This is a genomic window from Candidatus Andeanibacterium sp. (assembly GCF_057143545.1).
The window spans coordinates 1-24390 of record NZ_DBNHSF010000120.1 but is presented as its reverse complement, the minus strand read 5'-3'; the positions used below and the strand labels follow the sequence as shown (position 1 = coordinate 24390).

At 64.0% G+C, this 24390-nt stretch carries 21 protein-coding genes, 1 tRNA gene and 1 pseudogene; 12 read left to right on the top strand and 11 right to left on the bottom strand.

From position 1 onward, the window contains the following. The 5 genes and pseudogenes from AC16XC_RS07580 to AC16XC_RS07560 all read left to right on the top strand — a co-directional run. Positions 1 to 503, top strand: a pseudogene (locus tag AC16XC_RS07580) (hypothetical protein); the annotation flags it as partial. Positions 504 to 631: 128 nt separating this feature from the next. After that, entirely contained in the window at positions 632 to 1696 is a 1065-nt protein-coding gene (gene recA / locus AC16XC_RS07575; protein ID WP_484034041.1) for a recombinase RecA, read from the top strand. Positions 1697 to 1884: 188 nt separating this feature from the next. Then, the gene (locus AC16XC_RS07570; protein WP_484034040.1) at positions 1885 to 2766 is read left to right on the top strand and encodes a class I SAM-dependent methyltransferase; all 882 of its coding nucleotides are present in this window, start codon (positions 1885 to 1887) and stop codon (positions 2764 to 2766) included. 75 nt (positions 2767 to 2841) lie between these two features. Then, entirely contained in the window at positions 2842 to 5502 is a 2661-nt protein-coding gene (alaS, locus tag AC16XC_RS07565) for an alanine--tRNA ligase (protein WP_484034039.1), read from the top strand. 40 nt (positions 5503 to 5542) lie between these two features. Next, positions 5543 to 6055, top strand: a complete 513-nt coding sequence (locus tag AC16XC_RS07560; RefSeq protein WP_484034038.1) for a hypothetical protein — start codon at positions 5543 to 5545, stop codon at positions 6053 to 6055. On the opposite strand, the gene AC16XC_RS07555 is transcribed toward AC16XC_RS07560, so the two are convergent. Both AC16XC_RS07555 and AC16XC_RS07550 read right to left on the bottom strand, forming a co-directional pair. After that, on the bottom strand, positions 6033 to 6572 hold the full coding sequence (locus tag AC16XC_RS07555) for a hypothetical protein (protein ID WP_484034037.1): 540 nt from the start codon (positions 6570 to 6572) through the stop codon (positions 6033 to 6035). The genes AC16XC_RS07560 and AC16XC_RS07555 overlap by 23 nt on opposite strands. 4 nt (positions 6573 to 6576) lie before the next feature. Further along, positions 6577 to 8343, bottom strand: a complete 1767-nt coding sequence (locus AC16XC_RS07550) for a cation:proton antiporter domain-containing protein (RefSeq protein WP_484034036.1) — start codon at positions 8341 to 8343, stop codon at positions 6577 to 6579. A gap of 42 nt (positions 8344 to 8385) precedes the next feature. On the opposite strand from AC16XC_RS07550, the gene AC16XC_RS07545 reads away from it, so the two are divergent. Beyond that, positions 8386 to 9600 carry an FAD-dependent oxidoreductase gene (locus AC16XC_RS07545; protein ID WP_484034035.1) on the top strand — a complete coding sequence of 405 codons (1215 nt, stop codon included), beginning with the start codon at positions 8386 to 8388 and terminating at the stop codon, positions 9598 to 9600. On the opposite strand, the gene AC16XC_RS07540 is transcribed toward AC16XC_RS07545, so the two are convergent. The 4 genes from AC16XC_RS07540 to cpdR all read right to left on the bottom strand — a co-directional run bounded on the left by AC16XC_RS07540 (position 9597) and on the right by cpdR (position 13091). Then, positions 9597 to 11195, bottom strand: a complete 1599-nt coding sequence (locus AC16XC_RS07540; RefSeq protein WP_484034034.1) for a GNAT family N-acetyltransferase — start codon at positions 11193 to 11195, stop codon at positions 9597 to 9599. The genes AC16XC_RS07545 and AC16XC_RS07540 overlap by 4 nt on opposite strands. 7 nt (positions 11196 to 11202) lie before the next feature. After that, positions 11203 to 12426 carry an NADP-dependent isocitrate dehydrogenase gene (locus AC16XC_RS07535; protein WP_484034033.1) on the bottom strand — a complete coding sequence of 408 codons (1224 nt, stop codon included), beginning with the start codon at positions 12424 to 12426 and terminating at the stop codon, positions 11203 to 11205. A gap of 132 nt (positions 12427 to 12558) precedes the next feature. Continuing rightward, a tRNA-Val gene (locus tag AC16XC_RS07530) sits at positions 12559 to 12633 on the bottom strand. A gap of 83 nt (positions 12634 to 12716) precedes the next feature. Continuing rightward, on the bottom strand, positions 12717 to 13091 hold the full coding sequence (gene cpdR / locus AC16XC_RS07525) for a cell cycle two-component system response regulator CpdR (protein WP_484034032.1): 375 nt from the start codon (positions 13089 to 13091) through the stop codon (positions 12717 to 12719). Between the two features lie 120 nt (positions 13092 to 13211). On the opposite strand from cpdR, the gene AC16XC_RS07520 reads away from it, so the two are divergent. Further along, positions 13212 to 14165: an N-formylglutamate amidohydrolase gene (locus AC16XC_RS07520; protein WP_484034031.1), complete on the top strand. Its 954-nt coding sequence runs from the start codon at positions 13212 to 13214 to the stop codon at positions 14163 to 14165. Positions 14166 to 14381: 216 nt separating this feature from the next. Here the strand turns inward: AC16XC_RS07520 and AC16XC_RS07515 are convergent, their stop codons facing one another. Both AC16XC_RS07515 and AC16XC_RS07510 read right to left on the bottom strand, forming a co-directional pair. Further along, on the bottom strand, positions 14382 to 15179 hold the full coding sequence (locus AC16XC_RS07515; protein ID WP_484034030.1) for a SapC family protein: 798 nt from the start codon (positions 15177 to 15179) through the stop codon (positions 14382 to 14384). 65 nt (positions 15180 to 15244) lie between these two features. Then, complete coding sequence (locus AC16XC_RS07510; protein WP_484034029.1) at positions 15245 to 16693, bottom strand: FAD-binding oxidoreductase; 1449 nt, start codon at positions 16691 to 16693, stop codon at positions 15245 to 15247. Between the two features lie 162 nt (positions 16694 to 16855). Here AC16XC_RS07510 and AC16XC_RS07505 point away from each other — a divergent pair, with 162 nt between their 5' ends. The 3 genes from AC16XC_RS07505 (at position 16856) to AC16XC_RS07495 (ending at position 19625) form a co-directional block, all read left to right on the top strand. Beyond that, entirely contained in the window at positions 16856 to 17428 is a 573-nt protein-coding gene (locus AC16XC_RS07505) for a hypothetical protein (protein ID WP_484034028.1), read from the top strand. 150 nt (positions 17429 to 17578) lie between these two features. Continuing rightward, the gene (locus tag AC16XC_RS07500; protein WP_484034027.1) at positions 17579 to 18961 is read left to right on the top strand and encodes a DEAD/DEAH box helicase; all 1383 of its coding nucleotides are present in this window, start codon (positions 17579 to 17581) and stop codon (positions 18959 to 18961) included. Next, positions 18954 to 19625 carry a class I SAM-dependent methyltransferase gene (locus AC16XC_RS07495; protein ID WP_484034026.1) on the top strand — a complete coding sequence of 224 codons (672 nt, stop codon included), beginning with the start codon at positions 18954 to 18956 and terminating at the stop codon, positions 19623 to 19625. The genes AC16XC_RS07500 and AC16XC_RS07495 overlap by 8 nt, the downstream gene beginning before the upstream one ends. Here the strand turns inward: AC16XC_RS07495 and AC16XC_RS07490 are convergent. Beyond that, complete coding sequence (locus AC16XC_RS07490; protein ID WP_484034025.1) at positions 19622 to 21931, bottom strand: ATP-dependent helicase; 2310 nt, start codon at positions 21929 to 21931, stop codon at positions 19622 to 19624. The two genes, AC16XC_RS07495 and AC16XC_RS07490, sit on opposite strands and share 4 nt — an antisense overlap. 149 nt (positions 21932 to 22080) lie before the next feature. Here AC16XC_RS07490 and AC16XC_RS07485 point away from each other — a divergent pair, with 149 nt between their 5' ends. Then, positions 22081 to 22428, top strand: coding sequence for a hypothetical protein (locus AC16XC_RS07485; protein ID WP_484034024.1), 348 nt, complete (start codon positions 22081 to 22083; stop codon positions 22426 to 22428). Position 22429: 1 nt separating this feature from the next. On the opposite strand, the gene rsmD is transcribed toward AC16XC_RS07485, so the two are convergent. Together rsmD and AC16XC_RS07475 are read right to left on the bottom strand one after the other, a co-directional pair. Continuing rightward, positions 22430 to 22978: a 16S rRNA (guanine(966)-N(2))-methyltransferase RsmD gene (gene rsmD, locus AC16XC_RS07480; protein ID WP_484034023.1), complete on the bottom strand. Its 549-nt coding sequence runs from the start codon at positions 22976 to 22978 to the stop codon at positions 22430 to 22432. Further along, entirely contained in the window at positions 22975 to 23787 is an 813-nt protein-coding gene (locus AC16XC_RS07475; RefSeq protein WP_484034022.1) for a pseudouridine synthase, read from the bottom strand. Before AC16XC_RS07475 ends, rsmD begins: the two co-directional genes overlap by 4 nt. A gap of 92 nt (positions 23788 to 23879) precedes the next feature. On the opposite strand from AC16XC_RS07475, the gene AC16XC_RS07470 reads away from it, so the two are divergent. Next, positions 23880 to 24390: MFS transporter (locus tag AC16XC_RS07470; RefSeq protein WP_484034021.1), on the top strand; the 511-nt coding region annotated here is incomplete at its 3' end.

Below are 24390 nucleotides of genomic sequence, written 5' to 3'. Positions count from 1 at the left end.
TCTATCGCAGCCAATGCGAGGTCTGGAACGATGACCTCGAACCGCTCGGCATGCAGATCGTCCTCGAAACCGAGAACGACGAGGATCACGGGCTTGGGGCGGCCTTGCCGATGGGCGGGGTGACGATGTTCGAGCAATCGGCCGATGGCGAACTGCTGGTCGGGGAAGACTGGCTGCGCGACCACGCCGAAGGCCAGGATGTCGAGCTCGAGATCGCGCAAAGCAGCCAGGTTTTCGCGACCTGCACCACGGACAGCGAAGTCAGCCCCTATGATCCCGGCTATCCCTGGGTGCCGCTCAGTGCGGTGATCACCAACGCCAATCCCGAACCGGTGACGATCAAGCTCAAGCTCGGCCCCTCGGGCGAGTGGCGGATCAGGGAAAGGCTGCGCGGCCTGTCGGTCGAGGACGGGCAATGGACGCTCGAGCGGACGATCGCCGCCAATCGCGCCGAGAAATTTGCCTGGAACATTCGTTATTTCGCGGCCGAGAGCGAAGAATAGGCGGAATTCCGAGCCTTGGAGCCCGGTTGGAAAAATTCTGTTCCACTCTTGTTCCACAAGAACAAATAGGATACATCGACGCTCTGTTGACCTTTCCGGTTGGCACGGGCAAGCGATGGAGGCCGCACATGGCGACGAATTTGAAACTGGTGGAAAAGGAACAGGACTTGGATCGTCAGAAGGCGCTCGAAGCCGCTCTCGCGCAGATCGATCGGGCCTTCGGCAAGGGCTCGGCGATGAAGCTCGGCAGCCGCGAGGCGATCGAGATCGAGGCGATCTCCACCGGTTCGTTGGGGCTCGATATCGCGCTCGGGATCGGCGGCCTGCCGCGCGGCCGGGTGATCGAGATCTACGGTCCGGAAAGTTCCGGCAAGACCACGCTGGCACTGCATGCGATCGCCGAAGCGCAGAAGCTGGGTGGCACTGCCGCTTTCGTCGATGCCGAACACGCGCTCGATCCGGCCTATGCCAAGAAGCTCGGGGTCGATATCGACGAGCTGATCGTGTCGCAGCCCGATACCGGCGAACAGGCGCTCGAGATCGTCGATACGCTGGTGCGGTCGAATGCGGTCGACGTGCTGGTGGTCGATTCGGTCGCCGCGCTGGTTCCGCGGGCCGAAATCGAAGGCGAGATGGGCGATGCCCATGTCGGCCTGCAGGCCCGGCTGATGAGCCAGGCGCTGCGCAAGCTCACCGGCTCGATCAGCCGTTCGCGCTGCATGGTGATCTTCATCAACCAGGTGCGCATGAAGATCGGGGTGATGTACGGCAATCCCGAAACCACGACCGGCGGCAATGCGCTCAAATTCTACGCCTCGGTCCGGCTCGACATCCGCCGCACCGGCCAGGTCAAGGATCGCGACGAAATCGTCGGCAATGCCACGCGGGTGAAGGTGGTCAAGAACAAGGTCGCGCCGCCCTTCAAGCAGGTCGAATTCGACATCATGTATGGCGAAGGCATTTCCAAGGTCGGCGAGATTATCGACCTTGGCGTCAAGGCCGGGCTGGTCGAGAAGTCCGGCGCCTGGTTCAGCTATGACAGCGTGCGGATCGGCCAGGGGCGCGAGAATGCCAAGCAATACCTCAAGGACAACCCCGAGATTTGCGACAAGTTGGAAGCCGCCATTCGCGGCCGGACCGACGTGGTCGCCGAGGAGATGATGACAGGGCCGGACGCGGACCCCGAAGACTGATCCTCAAGAAGCGCCGCCATCTGGCGGGCGCTTGCGAAATGAGGCCGGCACAAGGTCCTTCGGGGCGGCGTGCCGGCCTTTTTCGTGGCCAGTCGCAGGCGGCGGCGCTAGAGCGATTTCGAGCCGGACTGAATCATCAGTCGACCTGGAAATCGCGGCGAGACAAGCTCCTGGAGCACCCGGCCTTGATGCGATCAAGGTCGATGGCGCACTGGTTCACCGGCCGCGAGGTTGCGAGGAAGAACATGAACAACCGCTTCGAATGGGAGGGCAGCGCCGGCGACGCCTGGGCAGCCGAATGGCGCCGCACCGACCGCAGCTTTGGCAGCCTGACCGAAAAGCTCCTGGCCAGGACCCGCGAGTTCCGGTTCTTATCGGTGCTCGATATCGGCTGCGGGGCGGGGGAACTCTCGCTCGCAATGGCGCGTGCGAACAGCGAAGCGCATGTCCTCGGGGTCGATATCTCGGCCCGGCTGGTGGAGGCGTCCAGGTCGCGCGCGGCCAACCTCGCCAATGTCCGCTTTGAGGTGGGCGATGCATCGACGTGGATCCCGGACGAGAGCTTTGCTCCCGATTTGCTCATTTCGCGCCACGGGGTAATGTTCTTTGCCGATCCGGTCGCGGCGTTCGCGCACCTGGCCGCAATTTCGGCGCCCGGCGCCAACATGCTGTTCTCCTGCTTCCGCGGTCCGGCCGAGAACGAGATCTTCAGCGCCATCGGCCGGTTGCTGCCCCGTCCCGAGACCCCGCCGGATCCCGAGGCTCCCGGCCCGATGGCATTTGCCAATCCGGATAGGGTGCGCGCGATCCTTTCGGCGGCCGGCTGGTCGGATGTCGAACTCGAACCATACGACTTTGCCATGATTGCCGGAGCGGGCGAGGATCCGGTCGAGGACGCGCTGGCCTATTTCTCGAAGATCGGCCCCGCGGCCAATGTTCTCGCCGAGTCCGACGAGGCCGCGAGGGCCGACCTGCTCGCCCGGATGCGCGAGGTGCTCGAAGCGATGGCGGTCGACGGCCTTGTCGCCCTGGGCGCCGCGGCCTGGATCGTCACCGCCAGGCGCGCCTGACCGTCCGCGACTTGCGCCGGTTTCGCGGGATTTGCAGGCTTGTCGCACGGGCCGCTTGTCCCTAACTGCGTGCCCATGAGTTCATCGAACGATATCCGCCGCACATTCCTCGATTATTTCGAGGCAAACGAGCACCTTGTCCTGCCGTCGGCGCCGCTCGTTCCCTATAACGATCCGACGCTGATGTTCGTCAATGCCGGGATGGTGCCGTTCAAGAACATCTTCACCGGCCTGGAGACGCCGCCGGCGCCGCGCGCCGCTAGCTCCCAGAAATGCGTCCGGGCCGGCGGCAAGCACAATGATCTCGACAATGTCGGCTATACCGCGCGGCACCTCACCCTGTTCGAGATGCTCGGCAATTTCTCCTTCGGCGACTATTTCAAGGACCGCGCGATCGAGCTCGCCTGGGGTCTGGTGACCAGGGAATACGGCCTGCCCGCGGACCGCCTGACGGTCACGGTCTACCACACCGACGACGAAGCCTACGATCTGTGGAAGAAGATCGCCGGCCTGCCCGAGGACCGGATCATCCGCATCCCGACCAAGGACAATTTCTGGGCGATGGGCTCGGACGGCCCGTGCGGACCGTGTTCGGAGATCTTCTGGGATCACGGCCCCGACATTCCCGGCGGGCCGCCCGGCTCGCCCGACGAGGACGGCGACCGCTTCGTCGAGATCTGGAACCTCGTCTTCATGCAGCATGTGCAGGAAGCGGACGAAATCATTGGTGATCTCCCGCGCCCCAGTATCGATACCGGAATGGGCCTCGAGCGCATTTCGACGGTGCTCCAGGGCGTCCATTCGGTGTTCGAAACCGACACATTCCGCAAGCTGATCGACATTTCCGAAAGCCTCACCCGGGTGAAGGCGGCGGGTGACAAGCAGGCCAGCCACAGGGTGATTGCGGACCATTTGCGATCGACGAGTTTCCTGTTGGCGGACGGCGTGCTGCCATCGAATGAGGGCCGCGGCTATGTTCTGCGGCGGATCATGCGCCGCGGGATGCGCCATGCGCATCTGCTCGGCGCCGAAGAACCGCTGCTCCATCGCATGGTCCCCGCACTGGTCGACGAGATGGGCCATGCCTATCCCGAACTGGTCCGCGCCCAGGCCTTGATCGAGGAAGTGCTCGAGCGCGAGGAAGCCCGCTTCCGCCAGACGCTCGAAAAGGGCCTCAGGCTGCTCGACGAGGAAACCGGCAACATGGCCGAGGGCGACCAGCTGCCCGGCGAAACCGCGTTCAAGCTCTATGACACTTACGGATTTCCCTACGATCTCACCGAAGACGCCTTGCGCAATCGCGGGATCGGGATCGACCGCGCCGGCTTCGATGTCGCGATGGAGCGCCAGAAGGAGGCCGCCCGCGCGGCCTGGAAGGGTTCGGGCGCGGCCGCCGACGAGGAAGTGTGGTTCGACATCGCCGAGCGCGAAGGCGCGAGCGAATTCACCGGCTATGTCTCGACATCGGGCGAAGGCCAGGTGGTGGCGCTGGTGGTCGATGGCAAGGAAGTGCCATCCGCAGCCGCCGGGAGCGACGCGATCGTCCTCACCAACCAGACGCCATTCTATGGCGAGAGCGGCGGGCAGGTCGGCGATGCCGGAACGATTACCGGGGCGGGCGACCTCAGGATCGAAATCTCCGACACGTCGAAGCCGCTTGGCCGCCTGCATGCGATGCAGGGCCGGATCGAAAGCGGGACGATTGCGGTTGGCGACACGGTCCGGCTCGAGGTCGATGCCGGGCGCCGCGATGCGATCCGCGCGAACCATTCGGCGACCCACCTGCTGCATGCGGCGCTGCGCAACCATTTGGGCGAACATGTCACCCAGAAGGGCTCGCTGGTGGCCGAGGACCGGCTGCGGTTCGACTTCTCGCATCCCAAGGCGCTGTCCGACGAGGAAATCGCAGCGATCGAGGCCGAGGTGAATGCCGAGATCCGCCACAATGAGCCGGTCGGTACGCGGCTGATGACGCCCGACGATGCGGTCGCAGCCGGCGCGCTGGCGCTGTTCGGCGAAAAATACGGCGAGGAAGTCCGCGTCCTGTCGATGGGCCGCTCGAACTGGCAGGGTTCGGGCAAATCCTATTCGGTCGAACTGTGCGGCGGGACCCATGTCCGCGCGACCGGCGATATCGGGATTTTCCGGATCGTCTCGGAGAGCGCGGTCTCGTCGGGCGTTCGCAGGATCGAGGCGCTGACCGGCGAAGGCGCGCGGCAATGGCTGATCGGCAAGGAAGCGGCGCTGAAATCGGTCGCGGCAACGCTCAGGACCTCGCCCGACGAAGTCGAGGCGCGGGTTGCCGCGCTGGTCGACGAGCGCAAGCGGCTCGAACGGGAGCTGGCCGAAGCGAAAAAGGCGCTGGCCCTGGGCGGTGGCGGTGCCGCTCCTGCCGCCGCAGCCGACGAGGAGGTCGGCGGGGTCGCGTTTTCCGGACAGGTCATCCAGGGGCTGGATCCCAAGGAATTGCGTGGCCTGCTCGACGAAGCCAAGAAGCGGATGGGTTCGGGTGTCGCCGCGATCGTTGCGGTCAATGATGGCCGGGCCGGCTTCGCGGTTGGCGTCACCGACGATCTGACCGGCCGCCTCGATGCGGTGAAACTGGTCCAGGCCGGGGTCGCGGCGCTGGGCGGGAAGGGCGGCGGCGGCCGCCCCGATATGGCGCAGGGCGGCGGGCCTGACGGCTCGAAGGCCGACGCGGCAATTGCGGCGGTAAAGGCGGCGTTAAGTTCCTGAGGCCACAATCCCGGCCAACTGGAACCGGGAGGAAGCGCTCATGGGCAAGTTCCTGAAGACAGCAACGCTGGCCACCATGGCCATTGGCATGACAAACGCGGCGGCGGCACAGGATCGCGCCGAGACTTCGGTTGCCTTGGCACCGCTGACGGCGGCTGACGGGACTGGCGGGGTCGAAACCGTGTCGGTCGAAATCCGCGCAGGGGCCGATGTCCTGTGGTCGGGCACGCTGCGGCTGGGTCCGCAATATGGGAGCGCGAGCTTCTCCCAGTCGAAGAACGAATTCATCGGGCCTTGCGATGGCGAGCCGCTGATGGCGAACCGATCCTATTCGAGCAACCACCAGATCAATTTCAATATCAGCCGCCGCAACTGGCAGCAGGAGCCGGATGCCTACAGCATCAACGTCACCTGGACCCAGCCGCTTGCGGCGTGCGAAGGCGAGGGCAGCGATACGCTCGGCTTCAATCGCCAGTTCACAATTCCGCGGGGCGGATCGATCAGCGTGAAAGGCGCGGGCGATCTTGTGGTTACGGTCGGCCGGCCGGGCTGAATTGCGGCCGGTATCCCGCTTCCCTCACGAGCTCGGGCAGGACCGGTTCGATTTGCTTGAGGCGGGCCGGATCTGCCGCGCCTTCCCTGGTTGACGCGAATTCGATCAACGCCGTTTCGGCGTCATGCAGGAGTGATTCCCGGCCTGGCGAAGCGCAGTGTTCGCGCGCATAATCGACAAGGAACAACAGGTCGCAGGCTTTCCTGACCGCGAGGAAGCTCTCGATCATCGGTTCGAGCAGGGCCGGGTCGTCGCGCCAGTCCTTTCCCCCGAACAGATGCTGCACCACGTGCTGGCCCGCGCCGAAACATTCGTACTGGATGCAGCCGGCAAATCCCTCCTCCTCGCGTCGATCGTAAATCGTGCATCGCCCGCAGGCATCGAGCTTGGGACACGGTTCCCCGGCATTCTTGCTGGCGGAAAATCCCGGCATCTCCTCCGCCGGATAGGCGATGCAGCACAGCGCCGCGCACCGGCTGCAATCCGATCGCCGCTCGGGCCTTGGCAATTCGCTCAATTCCCTAGCCCTCTGCGGTGCTTGTGCGCAGCTTGGGCTTGTGCTCGAGCGCAGCTTCTTGCTGGATCTGCGCACGATATTCGTCGCGCTTTTCGTGGATCGAGGCGATCACCGGGCCCATCGCCACGCCCAGGTCGACCAGCACCGCCTCCGAAAGCTGGAGCGAGGCCTCCAGCGTTTCCGGCACCGCATGGGTTGCCCCGCTGCGGTAGAGTTGCGCGGCATGCTCGGTATCGCGGGCCCGGGCGATGATTTTCAGCCCCGGGTAATCCTGACGGAGCTTGCGCACCAGCCTTTGCGCCAGGATCGGCTCGTCCATGGTCAGCACGACCGCCGGAGCTCGATCGATTCCAATCCGCTCCAGCACTCTCCCGCGCGCGGCGTCGCCGAAAGTCGCGGCATAGCCATCGCGCCGGGCCCGGTCGATCAGGTCGCTGTTGCCGTCGAGTGCGATATAGGGCTTGCCGTGGGCCTTGAGCATGTCGGCGACAAGCCGTCCGACACGCCCGAAGCCAAGGATGATGACATGGGGTTCGTGCGGGTCGGCTCCCACTTCCTCTAGCGTGGGAGTCGGATCGACCCGACGCCCGATATGGCGTCCAAGCTTTGCCAGCAAGGGCGTGATGGTGAGGCCGATTGCGGTCACGATCTGCCAGAATTGCGCCGTGCCTGGCTGGATCAGCATCGCCTGTGTCGCCGCCGCGAGTACGATCAGCGTGGTTTCGGAGGGACTCGCCATCAGGATGCCGGTCTCGGTCGCCGTTCCGCGCCGCGCACCCATCAGTCGCAGGAGAACCCCGGTCACCAGCGCCTTCAGGGTCAGGACCCCAACCACGGCGAGGGCGATCGGGCCGAGATTGGCCCAGATCGTCGTCAAGTCGATACCCATCCCGACCGTGATCAGGAACACGCCCAGGGCGAGGCCCTTGAACGGCTCGGTGATGTGTTCGACTTCGGTGTGATATTCGGTTTCCGCGATCAGCAGCCCGGCGATCAGCGCCCCGACGATCGCGGAGAGCCCTGCCGCCGCGGTCGCAAGGCTGGCGCCGATCACCACCAGCAGGCTCGCGGCGAGGAACAGTTCGGGGCTCTTGGTCCGCGCGGCCTGGGCAAACAGGCGCGGCAGGGCGAAGCGCCCGAGAACCAGCAGTGCGATCACCACCAGAGCTCCCTGCCACAGGGTTTCCACAAGTCCTTCGGCGCCCTCGCTCGCGGCATAGGGCGCAAGCGCACCGAGGAGGAAAACGATCGGGACGATCGCGATATCCTCGAACAGCAGCATGGCAAGCGCTGCCCGGCCGACCGGGGTCTGCGTCCCCGTAATTTGCAGCACCAGAGCCGTCGAAGACAGGGCAAGCGCGAGGCCGAGGCCAAGTGCGCCGGTCCAGTATTGCCCCATCATCGCGAGGAAGGCCGTCAGCAGGCTCGAGATCACGATCAGCTCGAGCGCGCCAAGGCCGAAGACCAGCTTTCGCATGGCCCACAAGCGGTTGAACGAAAGTTCCAGGCCGATCGCGAACAGCAGCAGGATGATGCCGAATTCGGCGAACGGTTCGAGCCGCTCGGGATCGGTTATGGTGAAATAGCCGAGCCAGGGCTGCTCATAGACCAGCTTGCCGAGGCCGAACGGCCCGACCGCCACGCCGACCAGGATAAAGCCGATTACGGGCGTGATGCGAAACCGCGCAAAGACGGGTATGATAAGGCCGGCCGCGCCGAGGATCACCAGCGCATCGGAAAGGAAACTGGAAGTGAAATCGCCGTGCGCCATCGATACCCCTGCTGTGCTGCAGCGCAGTATGGCCCGATTAGGATGAACAAGACAACGGCTGATGTGCTGGTTGTCGGCGGCGGGCCCGCGGGGATGATGGCCGGGCTGCTGCTGGCGCGCGCGGGTATCGATGTGCAGGTGCTTGAGAAGCACGCCGATTTCTTCCGCGATTTCCGGGGCGACACGGTCCACCCCTCGACCATGGAAGTGCTCGCCGATCTCGGCCTGCTGGAGCGTTTCCTCGAGCGACCGCACAACAAGGTCGACAGCGCCCAGATCCGGATCGCGGGACGCGAATATATCATCGGCGACCTCAGCCATCTCGACAGTCCGGCCCCGTTCATCGCGCTCATGCCGCAATGGGATTTCCTTGATTTCCTGAGGGACGAAGCAGCGGCTTTCCCGACATTCGAGCTGGCTATGGAGCATGAAGTGGTCGGCCTGGTCGAAAGCGAGGGGCGCGCAATCGGTGTAAGGCTTTCAGGTGGCCAGGAACTCCACGCGCGAAAGCTGGTCCTCATGTGCGACGGACGCGGCTCGCTGGTCCGCAAGCAGGAACTGTTGCCGCTGACCCGGCTCGGGGCGCCGATGGACGTCCTGTGGTTCAAATTGCCGAAGCAAGACAATCCCGGCGATTTGCTGCGCGGATCGGTCGATACCGGGCGAATGGCGGTGCTGATCGATCGCCGGAGCTATTGGCAGGCGGCCTTCCTCGTGAGCAAGGGCAATGCCGAGGCGGTCAAGGCCAGGGGCATTCCCTGGCTGATGCAACAGATGCGCGAGGCCTTTCCCGACCTGAGCTTCCCCGAGGAAGGCTCGCCGCAATCGGCCGCCGACCTGTTCACGCTCAGCGTCGCGCTCGACCGGCTCGACCGGTGGCACAGGCCCGGCCTGCTGGCGATCGGCGATGCCGCCCATGCGATGAGCCCGATCGGCGGGATCGGGATCAACCTCGCGATCCAGGACGCGGTCGCAACCGCAAATTTGCTGGCGGAACCACTTGCAAGTAACGAACACGCCGATGACAGCCTGCACAAGGTCCAGGCGCGCCGCGAACTGCCGACCCGGCTCATTCAGCGGGGTCAGAAGCTGGCGCAGGACAATATCATCGGCGCGGTGCTAGGCGGCCGGCCGATTACCAGGGCCCCGCTCGCGATCAGGCTGCTCGACCGGTTTCCCGTCTTGCGGCGGATCCCGGGGCGGATCATCGGACAGGGCTTCCGCCGCGAGCGGGTGACCGCTCCGCTAAAGACCTAACCGCCTCCCGGGCTGCCCTTGTGGGATGGCGGCGGGCCTTCGGGCATCGTTTCGACGCCGGCCCCATCTTCCCACTCGATGCGGTAAAGGTCGAAGCGCCGGTCATGCAGGTTGCGCACGGTGCCCTCCGCCCGCGCCCAGGCAAGGTCGGCCAGGTTTACGTCGCTGATCGTCAGGGTTTCGACGTTTTCGCTGGCTTCCGCTGCGATGCCATCGCGGGCGAAGGGGAAATCGCACGGGGTCAGGATGCAGCTTTGGGCGTACTGGATGTCCATATTGGCGACATTGGGGAGGTTGCCGACATTCCCGCTCATCACCACAAAGCACTGGTTCTCGATCGCCCTGGCCTGGGCGCAATAGCGGACTCGCAGATAGCCCTGGCGGCTGTCTGTACAGAACGGGACGAAGATAATCCGTGCGCCTTCGTCGACCAGCCGGCGGGCCAATTCGGGGAATTCGGCGTCGTAGCAGATCAGCACGCCGATCGGGCCGCAATCGCTCTGGATCACGTCGATCGAATCCCCGCCCTTGATGTTCCACCAATAGGCCTCGTTCGGTGTCGGATGGATCTTCTCCTGTTCATGGACCGAACCATCGCGCAGGCAGACATAGGCGACATTGTGAATGTCGCCATCGTCCATCCGGGTCGGATGGGCGCCGCCGATAATGTTGATGTTGAAGCGCAGTGCCATTTCCGAGAGAATCTTGCGTATCTTCGGCGTGTAGCTGCTGAGCTTTTCGATCGCTTCGAGCGAAGAGAGTTCCTGCTCCTCGCAGCTCAACAACATCAGCGTGAACAGTTCAGGGAAGACGATGAAATCGGCCTCGTAATCGGACGCGACATCGACGAAATATTCGATCTGGCCGCAGAACTCGCGGAAATCCCGGACCGCGCGCGCCTGCAACTGGCAGGTGGCGATCCGCACGCTCTCGACGTCGCGGGGAATCCGGAACTGTTGGCCTTCGTCCTGGTCGACGAAGGGGTTGCGCCAGACCATGTGAATCGCGTTGCCCTTCGATTTCACATCTTCCGGAAGGTAGTTCATGAGGATGCCGGTCGGCTCGAAGCCGTTGGCGAGCTGGAAGCGCAGCACGGGGTCATGCAGTTTCCCGGCGACGACCTGTTCGAGATAATCCTGCGGGTCGGAAACCCGCCGACGATAGCGCGCAAAGTTCGGCATCCTGCCGCCGAAGGCGATGCCCTTCAGTTCGAGGCGCTCGGCCAGTTTGCGGCGTTCTTCATAGAGCCTGCGCCCGAGCCTGGTGCCGCGAACCTTCGGGTCGACGCACATCTCGTAGCCGTAGAGCCAGTCGCCCGTCGGGTCGTGGCGGCTTCCGTAACCGTTTCCCGTTATCTCGTCCCAGCTATGGGGAGCGAGCGCCTTAGCCTCGGCAATGCGGATCGAAGCGCAATATCCCACCAGCCTGTCGTCGAGGATAGCGACAAAGCATCCCTGCGGGAAGTTATTGATCTGCCCGCGAATTTCACCCTGAGTATAGGGTACGAATTCTTCATAGACACGCCTTGCGAGCGCATCGATGGCGCTGACGTCGCCGCTTTCGGCCTGCCGGACGATGAGGCGGGCCTTGGTCATCCAGGCCTCACTCCCAGCCGGCCATTTCCGCCTCGAGCGCTTCCACGATCGCTTCGAAGAATTGCTCGGTCGTCATCCACGCCTGGTCCGGCCCGATCAGCAAGGCGAGGTCCTTGGTCATCTTGCCACTTTCGACGCATTCGATGCAGACCCGTTCGAGCGTCTCGGCGAAGCGCACGACATCGGGCGTGTTGTCGAAGCGGCCGCGATAGATCAGCCCGCGGGTCCAGGCGAAGATCGATGCGATCGGGTTGGTACTGGTCGCCTTGCCCTGCTGGTGCTGGCGATAGTGGCGGGTGACGGTGCCGTGCGCGGCTTCGGATTCGACCGTCTTGCCGTCAGGCGTCATCAGCACGCTCGTCATCAGGCCCAACGAGCCGAAGCCCTGCGCGACCTGGTCGGACTGCACGTCGCCGTCATAGTTCTTGCAGGCCCACACAAACTTGCCGCTCCACTTGAGCGCGGAGGCGACCATGTCGTCGATCAGGCGGTGCTGGTATTCGATCCCGGCTTCGGCGAACTTCTTCTTGAAGCCTTCGGTTTCGAACACCTGCTGGAACAGGTCCTTGAAGCGCCCGTCATAGGCCTTGATGATGGTATTCTTGGTCGAGAGGTACAGCGGCCAGCCGCGATCGAGCGCGTAATTCATGCTCGCCCGGGCGAAATCCATGATCGAATCGTCGAGGTTGTACATCGACATGGCGACGCCGCTTGACGGGAAGTCGAACACCTCGCGGTCGATCACCTGGCCGTCTTCGCCCTCGAACACGAGGCGGAGCTTGCCGGGGCCGGGGACGAGAAAGTCGGTCGCGCGGTACTGGTCGCCATAGGCATGGCGGCCAACCACGATCGGATCGGTCCAGCCGGGGATCAGCCGCGGCACGTTCTGGATCACGATCGGCTCGCGGAAGATCGTTCCGCCAAGGATGTTGCGGATCGTGCCGTTGGGGCTCTTGTACATCTCGTGGAGGCCGAATTCCTCCACCCGCGCCTCGTCCGGGGTGATAGTGGCGCATTTCACGCCCACTCCGTGCTGCTTGATCGCGTTGGCGGCGTCGACGGTGATCTGGTCGCGGGTTTCGTCGCGCTTTTCGATCCCAAGGTCGAAATATCTGAGGTCGATATCGAGATAGGGCTGGATCAGCCGTTCGCGGATCCATTGCCAGATGATCCGCGTCATTTCATCGCCGTCGATTTCGACGACCGGGTTTTGAACCTTGATCTTCGCCATGAAAGCCCCTGTCGGCTGGAGTAAGGAGGAGTTGCATTTGCCTTAGCAGGTGCGCCGCCGGGTGCAAGGCAGGCGCCATTTGCGCGCCCCGGCAAGCAAAAAGGCGCCGCGAACGCGACGCCTGCGGACAAATGGTGGGCGTAGGAAGAGTTGAACTTCCGACCCCTGCGATGTCAACACAGTGCTCTACCACTGAGCTATACGCCCGAGCCATTTGCCTTGCCGGATCACCGGCAGGCGGGCCGTTTAGCTGCGGTCCGCGATCTGCGCAAGTGGCAGATTGCCGCCCGTCAGATGCGTGCGGTCGCCTGGTCCTCGAAAATCCGTTCGACCTCCGCGACCAGGTCCCTCAAGTGGAACGGCTTGGAGAGCACCTTGGCATTCGGCGCTTCGCGTCCGGCCTTCATCGTCACCGCCGCGAAGCCGGTGATGAACATCACCTTGGTTTCGGGGCTGATCTCCGAGCACCGCTGGGCGAGCTCGATGCCGTCCATTTCGGGCATCACGATGTCGGACAGGAGCAGGTCGAACCGCTGTTCTTCCAGCAGCGGGAGCGCAGCCGTACCGCGATCGACCGCGACAACTTCATAACCGGCATTTTCCAGCGCACGCGCAAGATAGGTGCGCATCGCTTCCTCGTCTTCGGCAAGGAGGATTCGGATCATGGTTGGCCCTTTGGGTTAATCTGTAAGCTATCACACTAGCGCAAATGCCGTTAATATTCTTGCCACGAAATTCACCTGACCAGCTTTGACACAGCTTCGCTTTGCCGCCAGCACGCATCCATGTCCGATCGGGATCACATGCACCTGGCCGATTCGCAAGGCATCGCCGGCGGAACGATCCCCGGTTCGGGCGGGCAGGCTGCCTTCAACCTGAGCTTTCCGGAACCATCGCCGGTGCCGATCCTGATCGCGGTGCCGCATGCCGGGCGAAACTACCCGTCCCGGCTGATCGGCGAGATGCGCCATCCCGGTCCGGCCGCGCTCAAGCTCGAGGATCGCTTTGTCGATCTCGTGGCCGCGGCAGTGGCGCGCAAGACCGGGGCGGCGCTGCTGGTCGCCCATGCGCCGCGGGCGATGATCGATCTCAATCGCGCGATCGACGAGATGGACTGGGAGATGCTCGCCAGCGATGGCTCACCGGGGCGAGACGGTGCACGGATCGGCCGGCGTGCTCGAAGCGGGCTGGGACTGGTGCCCAGGCGATTGCCGGGATTGGGGGAGATCTGGTCCCGCCGTCTCGAACGCTCCGAACTCGACGCCCGCATCGAGGGGGTCCACAAGCCCTATCACGAAGCGCTGGAAGCGAGCATGCGGAAGCTTCGCGATCGCTGGGGCGCGGCATTGCTGATCGACGTCCATTCGATGCCGCCGCTGCCCCGAAGGCTGAGCGGGGAAAAGGCGCCCATATTCGTCATCGGTGACCGGTTCGGCGCGACCTGCGATGGCACGTTGTGCGCGGCCGCGTTCGACGAACTGTCCCGCTTGCGGCAGCCCGCGGCCCATAATCGGCCCTATGCCGGCGGCTATGTGCTCGATCGCCATTCCGCTCCCGCCAGGGGCCTCAATGCGATCCAGCTCGAGATCTGTCGTGCGTCCTATCTCGATGGCCGCTTGACCGAACCTGGAAGGGAACTCGATTCGGTGGTCGAGACAATCGCGGTGCTGGTCAGGAGGCTGGCCGGCGAAGTCGCGGCTTTGGGCCGTGGCAGCCAGACTGCCCAGGCGGCCGAATAGGCAAGGATGCGAGATGAAAAAACCACCTCGTGCAAGCGCACGAGGTGGCCAAGGTACAGGGAGGTGACGCAGTTTCGTGCGTCAATCCAAATCAGCCATGAGGGGAGCTGAACTGGACTTGGTAAAGATAGTCCTAATCAAGAGAAAAGCAAGTACTGCGGTATCGCCGAACCACGAAGGCCAAGGCTTACACCTTGTTTCTCATGTTTTTTCTTCTCAGGATTTTGCTGCGCCGTTGGAAGCGGATTGTGCCCCGGGGCCTTTGCCCTGCGCTGTCTGCTTGGCAAAGATGACCCGCAGCAGGTCGAGCGACAGGAAATGGGCCTGGACCAGTGTCAGAAACCCCGATTTGTTCCATTCGACAAGTTTGTCGCCTGGAACTTCCTTGAACTTCTCCTGGTTCACCATCTTGAAGCCGCGATAAACGAAGGGCGGCGCGCCTTCTTCCGCACCGGTCCGCTGGATCGCAACCTCGCCTTCCATCAACAGCTCGTTCTTCTTGAGCTCGTCGACGAAAAACTGGGTCCGCTGGCCCGCCTGCTCGAAGTTCTCGCAGAACTTCATGACGCCCTGGGTGAAATCCGAAGGCTTGTCGTCGACGAACATCTCGTCGCCTTCCTTGAACTCGCCCAGCAGCCCGCTCGACGGATCGAAGCACAGCGACATGTTGTCCGATTTGGGATCGAGCCTGGCGAGCAGGAACGGATAGCGACGCACATAGGCGGGAAGATAGATTTCCTCGGTTATCTTGCCGTCGCTGTCCATGAACACGTTGATCCCCTCGTTCAGTCCGAACAAGGCCAGCGGCACCGGGTTTTCGCCCGACGAAAACACGATCGGGAAATGACGCATTGCGAGCGGAAATTCCTCGACCGTGAGGGGGACTGCATGCTGGTTCTCGAGCCAGCTCGCCCTGTCGGCCTTGCGGCTTTTCCAGCCCTTGTGATCCCGCAGGTTGAGCGGCATCAGGTCGTTGTAGAACATTGGCAGCTTGGTGGTTGGCTCGCTGGCCATGGACATCTCTCCGAGGTCTGAAAATCATCATTGCGGCAGATGCCGCGACCGTTGAAGCGGGGGCTTTAGTGTGTGTCTTGCCCCGGTGCAAGCGGGACGAGTTTTCCCGGATTGAGGAGGCCGGCCGGGTCCAGCGCCTGCTTGACCGCTCGCATCATGGAAAGCGAGACGGGATCGCCCAGGCGGCCAAGATCGTCTCGCTTGAGCTGGCCAATTCCGTGTTCGGCGCTGATCGACCCGTTCCATCGGGTGACCAGTTCGTAGACCTGGCCGCTGATCTTCTTGCCATCGCCTTCCTGCCATTCGAGGTTGTCGACGCCTGGCGGTGCAATGACGTGGAAATGGATATTGCCGTCTCCGAGATGCCCGAAAGCCAGGGCCTGGGTCCCGGGCCATGCCTGTTCGATGGCCGGTACCGCTGCTTCGACGAATTCCGGCATCTGTTCGACCGCAACGGAGATGTCGTGCTGAACGGCCGGGCCCTTTTCGCGCTCCGCCGGGGCGATCGAATCCCTGAGCAGCCAGAACGCCTCGGCCTGCGCTTCATTGCTCGAGATCACGGCGTCGTCGAGGAGCCCCTTCTCGAATGCGCTTGTCAGCACGCTCTCGGCCAGGTCCCGCAGCTCACCCGCGCTTCCCCTCATTGCGACCAGCTCGATCAGGGCATGCCATTCGTGTCGATCCTGCAAGGGCTGGCGACCAGCGGGAAGATGCGCGACGACATCGTCCAGGGTCGTCTGGGGCATGACTTCGAAGCCCTCGAGCGCGTCACCGGCCACCTTCTGGCAGTGGAGCAACAGCATGCGCGCGGCCTTGAGCGAGCTTATGCCGGCCCACAGCACGATCCGGTCCGTCAGGGCGGGGAGCAGGCGCAGGGTCGCCGCGGTCACGATACCCAGAGTGCCTTCCGATCCGATCAGCAGCTGCTTGAGATCGAAGCCGCGATTGTCCTTCTTCAGCGGAGTCAACGCGTTGAACACGCTGCCGTCAGCCAACACCGCCTCGATGCCAAGCACCTGCGCGCGCATCGAGCCATGGCGCAGGACCTGGGTGCCGCCGGCATTGGTCGAGATCAGGCCCCCGATCGTGGCCGAACCCTTGCCGCCAAGCGTCAAGGGAAAGCGCATGCCTTCGGCCTCGACAGCTTCATGCAGGGTCTGAAGAATGACCCCCGCTTCACAGACCGCCTGGTGACTTTCCCGGTCGAGCGAGCGGATCGCGTTCATCCGCCGCAGCGAGAGCAGGATCGCCTGGCCGCTCTTGTCCGGGGTTGCCCCGCCACACATCCCGCTGTTGCCGCCTTGGGGTACGATCGCGACACCATGCTTGCCGCAAAGCCTCACCAGAGCGGCGACTTCCCCGGTCGATGCGGGAGAGGCCATGGCCAGGGCTGCCCCGCTGAAGCGGCCCCGCCAATCGGTCAGCCAGGGGTCCATCAATTCCGGGTCGCGGGTTAGTCCGCGCGGGCCCAGGAGTGCAGCAGCATCCTCGAGGAAGGTCGCAGTTTCGGTCATTTCGAGGGCGGCTCATGCACCATTTCGATTCAGCTCGCCAGCATTTGCGACGATCTCGCGCTTGCAAGGACGATTTGTCAGGTTAAGCGGATATTCAAGCGATCGGATTATGGAGGCTGGCTTGGCGGGCCAAGTTGGGGGCCGAGAGAGACGCATCCGCGAATGTTGAATTCCGCAATCCTTCTGGCACAAGCTGCCCTGGTCATGCAGTTGGCGCTGGCCCAAGCGCCGCAGGGGACGCCGAAGGATCGCCTTTCGCCCGAGGCGGCGGAGCAGGAAATGACCGCGTTCGATAAGGGTGAAGATCGGCCCTTCCGCGTGATGCTGGATGCGCGGGAGCCCCAAAAATCCGGCCAGGTGCGGATCGAGCAGCGGGTTACCGTACGGATCACGCCGCGACCGCAGGCAAGCCGGCAGGACCTGCTGGCGCAACTGCCGCGGGGGGAAGCCGCGACCAGGATCGAGGAGCGCGTGATGGGCAAGTGCGTCCGGGTCAGCCGCATTTCCGGCGTCCAGACCGGCAACGAGAACAAGCTGATCCTGTTCCTGAGAGACCGGCGAATCCTGACCGCCAGGCTCGAAAAGACCTGCAAGCCGGAAGATTTCTATTCGGGCTTCTATCTCGAGCGGAATGAGGACGGCATGCTCTGCATCAATCGCGACCTGCTCCAGTCGAGGGCCGGCACGAAATGCGCAGTCGATCAGTTCCGCCAGCTTGTCGCGGTGGAGGAATAGGCTCGCTGCAAGGCCGGCATGCCGAGCCATTCCTTGACTTTGGCGGATATATCGGCATAGGCCGCGCGCAATCCGATGCGCCCTTCGGGCATTTCGCAATTTGGGCCGCGGCAGCAATTGCCGCGCCCTTTACCCGGACAAGACGACTTTATGAAATTTGCCGATCTCGGCCTGTCAGACGAATTGATGAAAGCGGTCGAATCCGCTGGTTACGACACGCCCACGCCGATCCAGGCGCAAGCGATCCCCGCGATCCAGATGATGAAGGACATCATCGGCATCGCCCAGACCGGAACGGGCAAGACCGCCAGTTTCGTCCTTCCGATGATCGACATTCTCGCGCATGGCAGGCGGCGCGCTCTGATGCCGCGCTCGCTGATCCTCGAGCCGACGCGCGAACTGGCGGCCCAGGTGGCCGAGAATTTCGAGAAATACGGCAAGAATCACGATCTCAAGATGGCGCTGCTGATCGGCGGCGTGCAGATGGGCGACCAGGTCAAGGCGCTCAACGAAGGCGTCGACGTGCTGATCGCCACCCCCGGCCGGCTGATGGACCTGTTCGAGCGCGGCAAGATCCTCCTGAATGGCTGCGAATTGCTGGTGATCGACGAAGCCGATCGCATGCTCGACATGGGGTTCATTCCCGATATCGAGTTCATCTGCACCAAGCTTCCGGCCAACCGCCAGACACTGTTGTTTTCCGCGACCATGCCGCCGCCGATCGAGCGGCTGGCGGACAAGTTCCTGACCAATCCGAAGAAGATCGAAGTCGCGCGCCCCGCAACCGCGAATATCAACATCGCCCAGCACAAGGTGAAGGTGAAGGCGCGCGAAAAGCGCGACGTCCTGCGGCGCCTGCTGAGGACCGACGATGTCTCCAGCGCGCTGATCTTCTGCAACCGCAAGACCACCGTGCGCGAACTCGCCAAGAGCCTCAATCGTGACGGCTTCGCGGTCGGCGAGATCCACGGCGACATGGACCAGTCATCGCGCAACGCGGAGCTACAGCGGTTCAAGGACGGCAAGATCAATATCCTTGTTGCTTCGGACGTGGCCGCGCGCGGGCTCGACATCAAGGGCGTCAGCCACGTGTTCAATTTCGACACGCCGTGGCACCCGGACGATTACGTCCACCGCATCGGCCGCACCGGGCGCGCTGGCGCCAAGGGGCGGGCCTTCACCTTCGTGGCCGAAGACGACGGCGAGGCGATCGCCAATGTCGAGAAGCTCACCGGGATGAAGATCCCGGTCTATTCGCTCGATGACGTGTCCGGCCGCGCAGTGGACGCCGGCCAGGACGAGCCGGTCAAGCCGGACAAGCCCGCAAGGAAGGGCAGGGCGGATCGGCAGGGCAAGAGCGGCAAGCGGCCGGATGCACAGGCAGACAGGCCGGCCAAGCAACAGCGGGACACCAAGCCGAAGGCCGCATCGAAGCGGCAGGAGCACAAGCCATCGGCCGCGGAGGACAGCGCGGAACAGGGCTGGAACGGTCCGGTTCCGGGATTTCTCGCCACTCCGGTTGCTGATGCCTGACAGGGTCGGCCTGGTCCGCCGGATCTGGGCGGGCAGCGAGCGCCGCAAGTCGCGATTGCACGATGAATTGGGAAACCGGGTCAGCTCCGCGGCATTGATTCGCAACGGACCGCGCGCGATTTCCGGCGGTATCGGCCGCAAGCTGTTCGGATATCGCCCGCCAAGGCCCTGGATCGCCTATTCCGCCCAGCCGGTCATCGGCAGGCTCCTGACCAGGCAGTCGGCCATGCTCGAGTTCGGCTCCGGCAAATCGACCCGCTGGTATGCCGATCGGGCAGGGCAGGTATGGTCGGTCGAACTTGATCCCCATTGGCACGCCATCGTTCGCCGGGAACTGAGCGGCTGCGACAATGTCGAGCTGCTCCTTGCTACGTCGCGCGAGGACTATTTCGACATGGTCCCCGATCGCGCATTCGACTTCATCATGATCGACGGCGCCTGGCGCGAGGATTGCGCGCAATTCGCGGTCCGGCACCTGGCCCCGGGCGGCGCGATCTATCTCGACAATTCCGACATGAATCCCGGCGACCTGACCGGGAATGTCCCCGCCGCGCGGCAGATCCTGCTCGATTTCGCACAGGACAAAGGCTTGCGGGTTCGCATCTTCACCGATTTCGCGCCGACCCAGTTTCACGTCCAGCAGGGCATGCTGGTCGGCGGCTAATCCGCCGGATCGACGAAACTGTCGATCACCCGCTTGCGCCCGCTGGTCTCGAACTCGATTTCGAGTTTGTTGCCATCCTGCCCGATCACTTCCCCATAGCCGAACTTGTCGTGGAACACCCGCGCGCCCGGCGCGATGTCGCCGCGCGGCCTGGCGGCATAGGAAGCCGCGCTGCGGCCCGGTTCGGCCAGCCGCTTGGGGGTAGCGTCGTAACCGGTTGCAAGCGCCCTTTGCCAGCCGGGGCCCCGCGCCTGAGAGCGTTGCGGCCGGTCGCGTGCAAGATGGGCAAAGGGATCGTCCTGTTCGCTCCAATTGGCCTGCCACAGCGATTTCCCGCCGGCGAGCGTCGTCTCCTGCTCGATCTGCTCTTCGGGCAAATCGTGGATGAAGCGCGACGGGATCGAGCTGGTCCATTGCCCGTATATCCGCCGGTTGGCGGCATGCAGGATCGTGCAGCGGCGGCGCGCGCGGGTGATCGCGACATAGGCGAGGCGGCGCTCTTCCTCGAGCGCGGCCAGCCCGCCTTCATCGAGTGCGCGCTGCGAGGGGAATACCCCTTCCTCCCAGCCGGGCAGGAAGACATTGTCGAATTCGAGGCCTTTCGCTGCGTGCATGGTCATGATCGTGACCTTGGCGCCGTCATCGGCGGCATCGTTGTCCATCACCAGCGCGACATGTTCGAGGAAATCGCCCAGCGTCTCGTATTCCTCCATCGCCCGGGCGAGTTCGGAAAGGTTTTCGAGCCTTCCGGCGGCTTCGGCCGATTTCTCGGCCTGCAGCATCGCGGTATAGCCGGTCTCATCGAGCACGGTCCGCAACAGTTCGGCGGGGGCGACCCGGTCCGACAATTCGCGCCAGCGCAGGAAACCGGCCAACAGGCTGGCGATGGTCCCGGCCGCTCGCTTGGGCAGTTCGTCGCTGTCGGCCAGCTGGAGCGAGGCCGCCGCCAGCGGCAATCCGGTCGCACGCGCATGGCGATGCATCGCCTCGAGCGTCTTGGCCCCCAGTCCGCGCTTGGGTTGGTTGTAGATCCGCTCGAAGGCAAGGTCGTCCTGCGGCTGGGCGATGACCCGCAGGTATGCCAATGCGTCGCGGATTTCGGCCCGCTCGTAGAAGCGGAAGCCGCCGACGATCCGGTAATTGATCCCGACCTGGATGAAGCGGTCTTCGAATTCGCGGGTCTGGTATTGCGCGCGCACGAGGATCGCGACCCGATCGAGCGGGGCGCCTTCGCGGTCGAGCCGCTCGATCTCCTCGCCGACCCGGCGCGCTTCCTCGGGCCCGTCCCACACCCCGACGACGCGGAGCTTGTCGCCGCCATCCTGCTCGGTCCACAGCGTCTTGCCGAGCCGTTCGCTGTTGGCCGATATCAGGCCGGATGCGGCCGCCAGGATCGGCGCGGTCGAGCGGTAGTTCTGTTCGAGGCGGATGACCTTGGCGCCAGGAAAATCCTTTTCGAAGCGCAGGATGTTGGCCACTTCCGCCCCGCGCCAGGAATAGATCGACTGGTCGTCGTCGCCCACCACGCAGATGTTCTTGCGGGTCTGGGCGAGCAGCCGCAGCCACAGATACTGGACCGCATTGGTGTCCTGGTATTCGTCGACCAGGATGTATTTGAAGCGCTGCTGGTAGAGTTCGAGGACGTCGCGATGCTGGCGGAAGATGTTCAGCATGTGCAGCATCAGATCGCCGAAATCGCAGGCATTGAGGCTCTTCAGCCGCTCCTGGTACAGCCGGTAGAAATGCTGGCCCTTGCCGTTGGCATAGGCCTCGTTCTCGATTGCATCGAGCTCGCCCGGGTTGAGGCCGCGATTCTTCCAGCGATCGATCAGCGCGGCGAGCTGGCGGGCGGGCCAGCGCTTCTCGTCAAGGTCTTCGGCGGCAATGATCTGCTTCAAGAGCCGCAGCTGGTCGTCGGGATCGATGATCGTGTAATTGGGCCGCAGTCCCACCAGTTCGGCATGGCGCCGCAACATCCGCGCGCAGATCGAATGGAATGTGCCGAGCCAGGGCATGCCTTCGACCGCCTCGCCGATCAGGTGCCCGACCCGCTCGCGCATTTCGCGGGCGGCCTTGTTGGTGAAGGTGACGCACAGGATCTCGCTCGGCCAGGCCCTGCGGGTCGCCACGAGATGCGCGAGGCGCGTGGTGAGTGCGGCGGTCTTGCCGGTTCCGGCGCCGGCCAGCATCAGCACCGGGCCTTCGGTCGTCAGCACCGCCTCAAGCTGCGGCTGGTTGAGTCCCCTCGCATAGGGCGGTGTCTCGGTGCTGCCGGACAGGGCGGTATCGGGGGAATTGCTGCTCATGGCTCGAGTGAACAGCTAGGGAACATCGTGGACGCGCGCAAGCACCTGTCCATGCGACGGATTTGCCGGTAACTTTCGCACCCGGCGGAACGAGCGGTTTGAATGGACCGTCAATTCTGCCAAAATGGGGGCAGCCAAGGAGAAACCCCATGAAGAGGATAGCGATCGCCGCGACCGCCCTGCTACTGGCCAACCCGGCAATTGCCGCCCATCACGAGGAAGCCGCGCCCGAAGCCGAAGCCAAGCCAAAGGTCGAAATCGTTTCCGTGGGCGAGGACGGCAAGCCCGATGTGGTGCGGATCGACGGCTATGAGACGAAAGTCTGCAAGGGCGATGTGAAGGACGCCTGCATCAACCCGCAGGATGCCGGCTTCGACTGGGGCGGGACCGAGATCAATTACTGGCCGGGCAGGCCCGCAAGCGAGATCGACGAGCCGCTGCCGGTCGACAAGCCGCCGGAGGACCAGCCGCCGGAGGACCAGCCTGACGGCGATTAGCTCAGGCTTGCTCCGGGCGAAGAAGGTGCAGCCGCGCCTTGCCGACATCGCGGGTGCTTTCGACCGTGAACCCCTTGACATCGATCGCCTCGTTGCGCCCCGTTTCCACGCTGATCCACGCCGAGGGCGCGATCCAGCCCAGCCGCGCGAGCTTGTCTATCGCCACCGCGCCCGCGCCGCTGCCATAGGGCGGATCGAGCAGCAGCAGGTCGCAGGGACGCTTGGTGGGACCCAGCGCCAGCACCGAACCGGCCCTGACATCGCAGCGCTGCTGCGCGCGCAGGGCGGCGATATTGGCGCGCAGGGCGCGGATCGCCGCGGGGTCCTGCTCGACGAAGATCGCTTCGGATGCTCCGCGCGACAGCGCTTCGAGACCGAGCGCGCCCGAGCCGGCAAACAAATCCGCCACCAGCAGGCCTTCGAAACTGCCGATCCGGCTGACCAGCATCGAGAACAGGGTCTCGCGCGTGCGGTCCGCCGTCGGGCGCGTGGCATTGCCTTCGGGCGCCAGCAGCTTCCGCCCGCGCCATTCGCCGGCGATGATCCTCACCTGCCGGAGCCGCCGAGCAGGCGCTTGCGGAACTGCTCGACATCCTTCTGCGGGACCTGTTCCGCCGCGCCGCGGGCGAGGTCGCCCAACAGGAACGGGCCATAGGCGGTACGCATCAGGCGCGAGACCTTGAGCCCGAGATGTTCGAGCACCCGGCGGACCTCGCGGTTCTTGCCTTCGGTCAGCGTCAGTTCGATCCACTGGTTGCGCCCGGTCCGGCGCTCGAGATTGGCGTCGATCTTGCCGTAGCGGACACCTTCGACGGTGATCCCGTGGATCAGCTCCTCGAGCTGGGCCTGCGACACGTCGCCGAAGGCGCGCGCGCGGTAGGTGCGGGGGATGCCGCTGGCGGGCAGTTCCATCGCGCGCTTGAGCTCGCCGTCATTGGTGAGCAGCAACAGGCCTTCGGTATTGAGGTCGAGCCGCCCGACCGGCATCAGCCGCGGAGTGCCCTTGGGCAGGGCATTGCGCAAGGCATGGTAGATCGTCGGCTTGCCGGAAAAGTCGCGCTCGGCGGTCAGCACGCCCGATGGCTTGTTGAACCGGAACAGCATCGGCGGCGGAGCGGCCGCGACCGGCTTGCCGTCGACCGTCACGCCCTTGAGGTTGGGAATGATCGTCGCCGCGGTATCGAGCACCTTGCCGTCGAGCGCGATACGCCCTTCGCCGATCATACGTTCGACCTCGCGGCGGCTGGCCACGCCGGCACGGGCGAGCAATTTGGCGATACGCTCGCCGCTGCGCGGGGCCGGGCGTTCGCCGCTGCGCGGGGCTGGGCGTTCGCCCTTGGGTTTCGCGGGATCGTTCATCCCGGCGCATTAGCTGGTGACGTTCGCCTGTTCCAGCTTTCCAAACGCGCAGTGGCCGCTAATCTCGCGGGGAATTGCCTGCTGGAGGATCCATGGCCGAAGCCGTCAAGAAAGCGAAGCCTGGCTGGCGCGAGGTGTTCCGCGCCATGCGCAACCAAAAGACGGGCTTCATGGCGTTATTTGGTTTTGCCAGCGGCCTGCCGTTCGCACTGTTCTTGGGCACACTTTACGCCTGGCTGTCGGAGGCCGAGGTCGAGCTTGAAACGATGGGCGTATTTTCGCTTATCGGGCTGGCTTACGCTTTCCAGTTTCTTTGGTCGCCGCTGATCGACAAAGTGACCATACCCGGGTTTGCGAAGCTGGGCCGCCGCAAACAGTGGATCGTGCCCGCGCAGATTTTGCTTGGCGTCATCCTGATTGCGTTGAGCCTGAGCAATCCAACTGACAGCAATATGGGCTGGTTTTCACTGCTGGCGGGAATCGGTGCGCTGGCTAGCGCGACGCAGGATATCGCTATCAATGCCTGGCGTATCGACGTGGCGGACGAAGATGCGACGCTCGACATCCTCTCTACGGTCTACCAGATGGGCTATCGGCTGGCGG

Coding starts and splice junctions, on each gene's coding strand:
- AC16XC_RS07475 (WP_484034022.1), bottom strand. CDS start 23,787: ATGAACGATCCCGCGAAACCCAAGGGCGAACGCCCAGCCCCGCGCAGC.
- AC16XC_RS07515 (WP_484034030.1), bottom strand. CDS start 15,179: ATGGCCAGCGAGCCAACCACCAAGCTGCCAATGTTCTACAACGACCTG.
- AC16XC_RS07520 (WP_484034031.1), top strand. CDS start 13,212: ATGTCCGATCGGGATCACATGCACCTGGCCGATTCGCAAGGCATCGCC.
- AC16XC_RS07485 (WP_484034024.1), top strand. CDS start 22,081: ATGAAGAGGATAGCGATCGCCGCGACCGCCCTGCTACTGGCCAACCCG.
- alaS (WP_484034039.1), top strand. CDS start 2,842: ATGAGTTCATCGAACGATATCCGCCGCACATTCCTCGATTATTTCGAG.
- AC16XC_RS07545 (WP_484034035.1), top strand. CDS start 8,386: ATGAACAAGACAACGGCTGATGTGCTGGTTGTCGGCGGCGGGCCCGCG.
- AC16XC_RS07510 (WP_484034029.1), bottom strand. CDS start 16,693: ATGACCGAAACTGCGACCTTCCTCGAGGATGCTGCTGCACTCCTGGGC.
- AC16XC_RS07560 (WP_484034038.1), top strand. CDS start 5,543: ATGGGCAAGTTCCTGAAGACAGCAACGCTGGCCACCATGGCCATTGGC.
- AC16XC_RS07550 (WP_484034036.1), bottom strand. CDS start 8,343: ATGGCGCACGGCGATTTCACTTCCAGTTTCCTTTCCGATGCGCTGGTG.
- AC16XC_RS07535 (WP_484034033.1), bottom strand. CDS start 12,426: ATGGCGAAGATCAAGGTTCAAAACCCGGTCGTCGAAATCGACGGCGAT.
- cpdR (WP_484034032.1), bottom strand. CDS start 13,091: ATGATCCGAATCCTCCTTGCCGAAGACGAGGAAGCGATGCGCACCTAT.
- recA (WP_484034041.1), top strand. CDS start 632: ATGGCGACGAATTTGAAACTGGTGGAAAAGGAACAGGACTTGGATCGT.
- AC16XC_RS07570 (WP_484034040.1), top strand. CDS start 1,885: ATGCGATCAAGGTCGATGGCGCACTGGTTCACCGGCCGCGAGGTTGCG.
- AC16XC_RS07540 (WP_484034034.1), bottom strand. CDS start 11,195: ATGACCAAGGCCCGCCTCATCGTCCGGCAGGCCGAAAGCGGCGACGTC.
- AC16XC_RS07490 (WP_484034025.1), bottom strand. CDS start 21,931: ATGAGCAGCAATTCCCCCGATACCGCCCTGTCCGGCAGCACCGAGACA.
- AC16XC_RS07505 (WP_484034028.1), top strand. CDS start 16,856: ATGTTGAATTCCGCAATCCTTCTGGCACAAGCTGCCCTGGTCATGCAG.
- AC16XC_RS07500 (WP_484034027.1), top strand. CDS start 17,579: ATGAAATTTGCCGATCTCGGCCTGTCAGACGAATTGATGAAAGCGGTC.
- AC16XC_RS07495 (WP_484034026.1), top strand. CDS start 18,954: ATGCCTGACAGGGTCGGCCTGGTCCGCCGGATCTGGGCGGGCAGCGAG.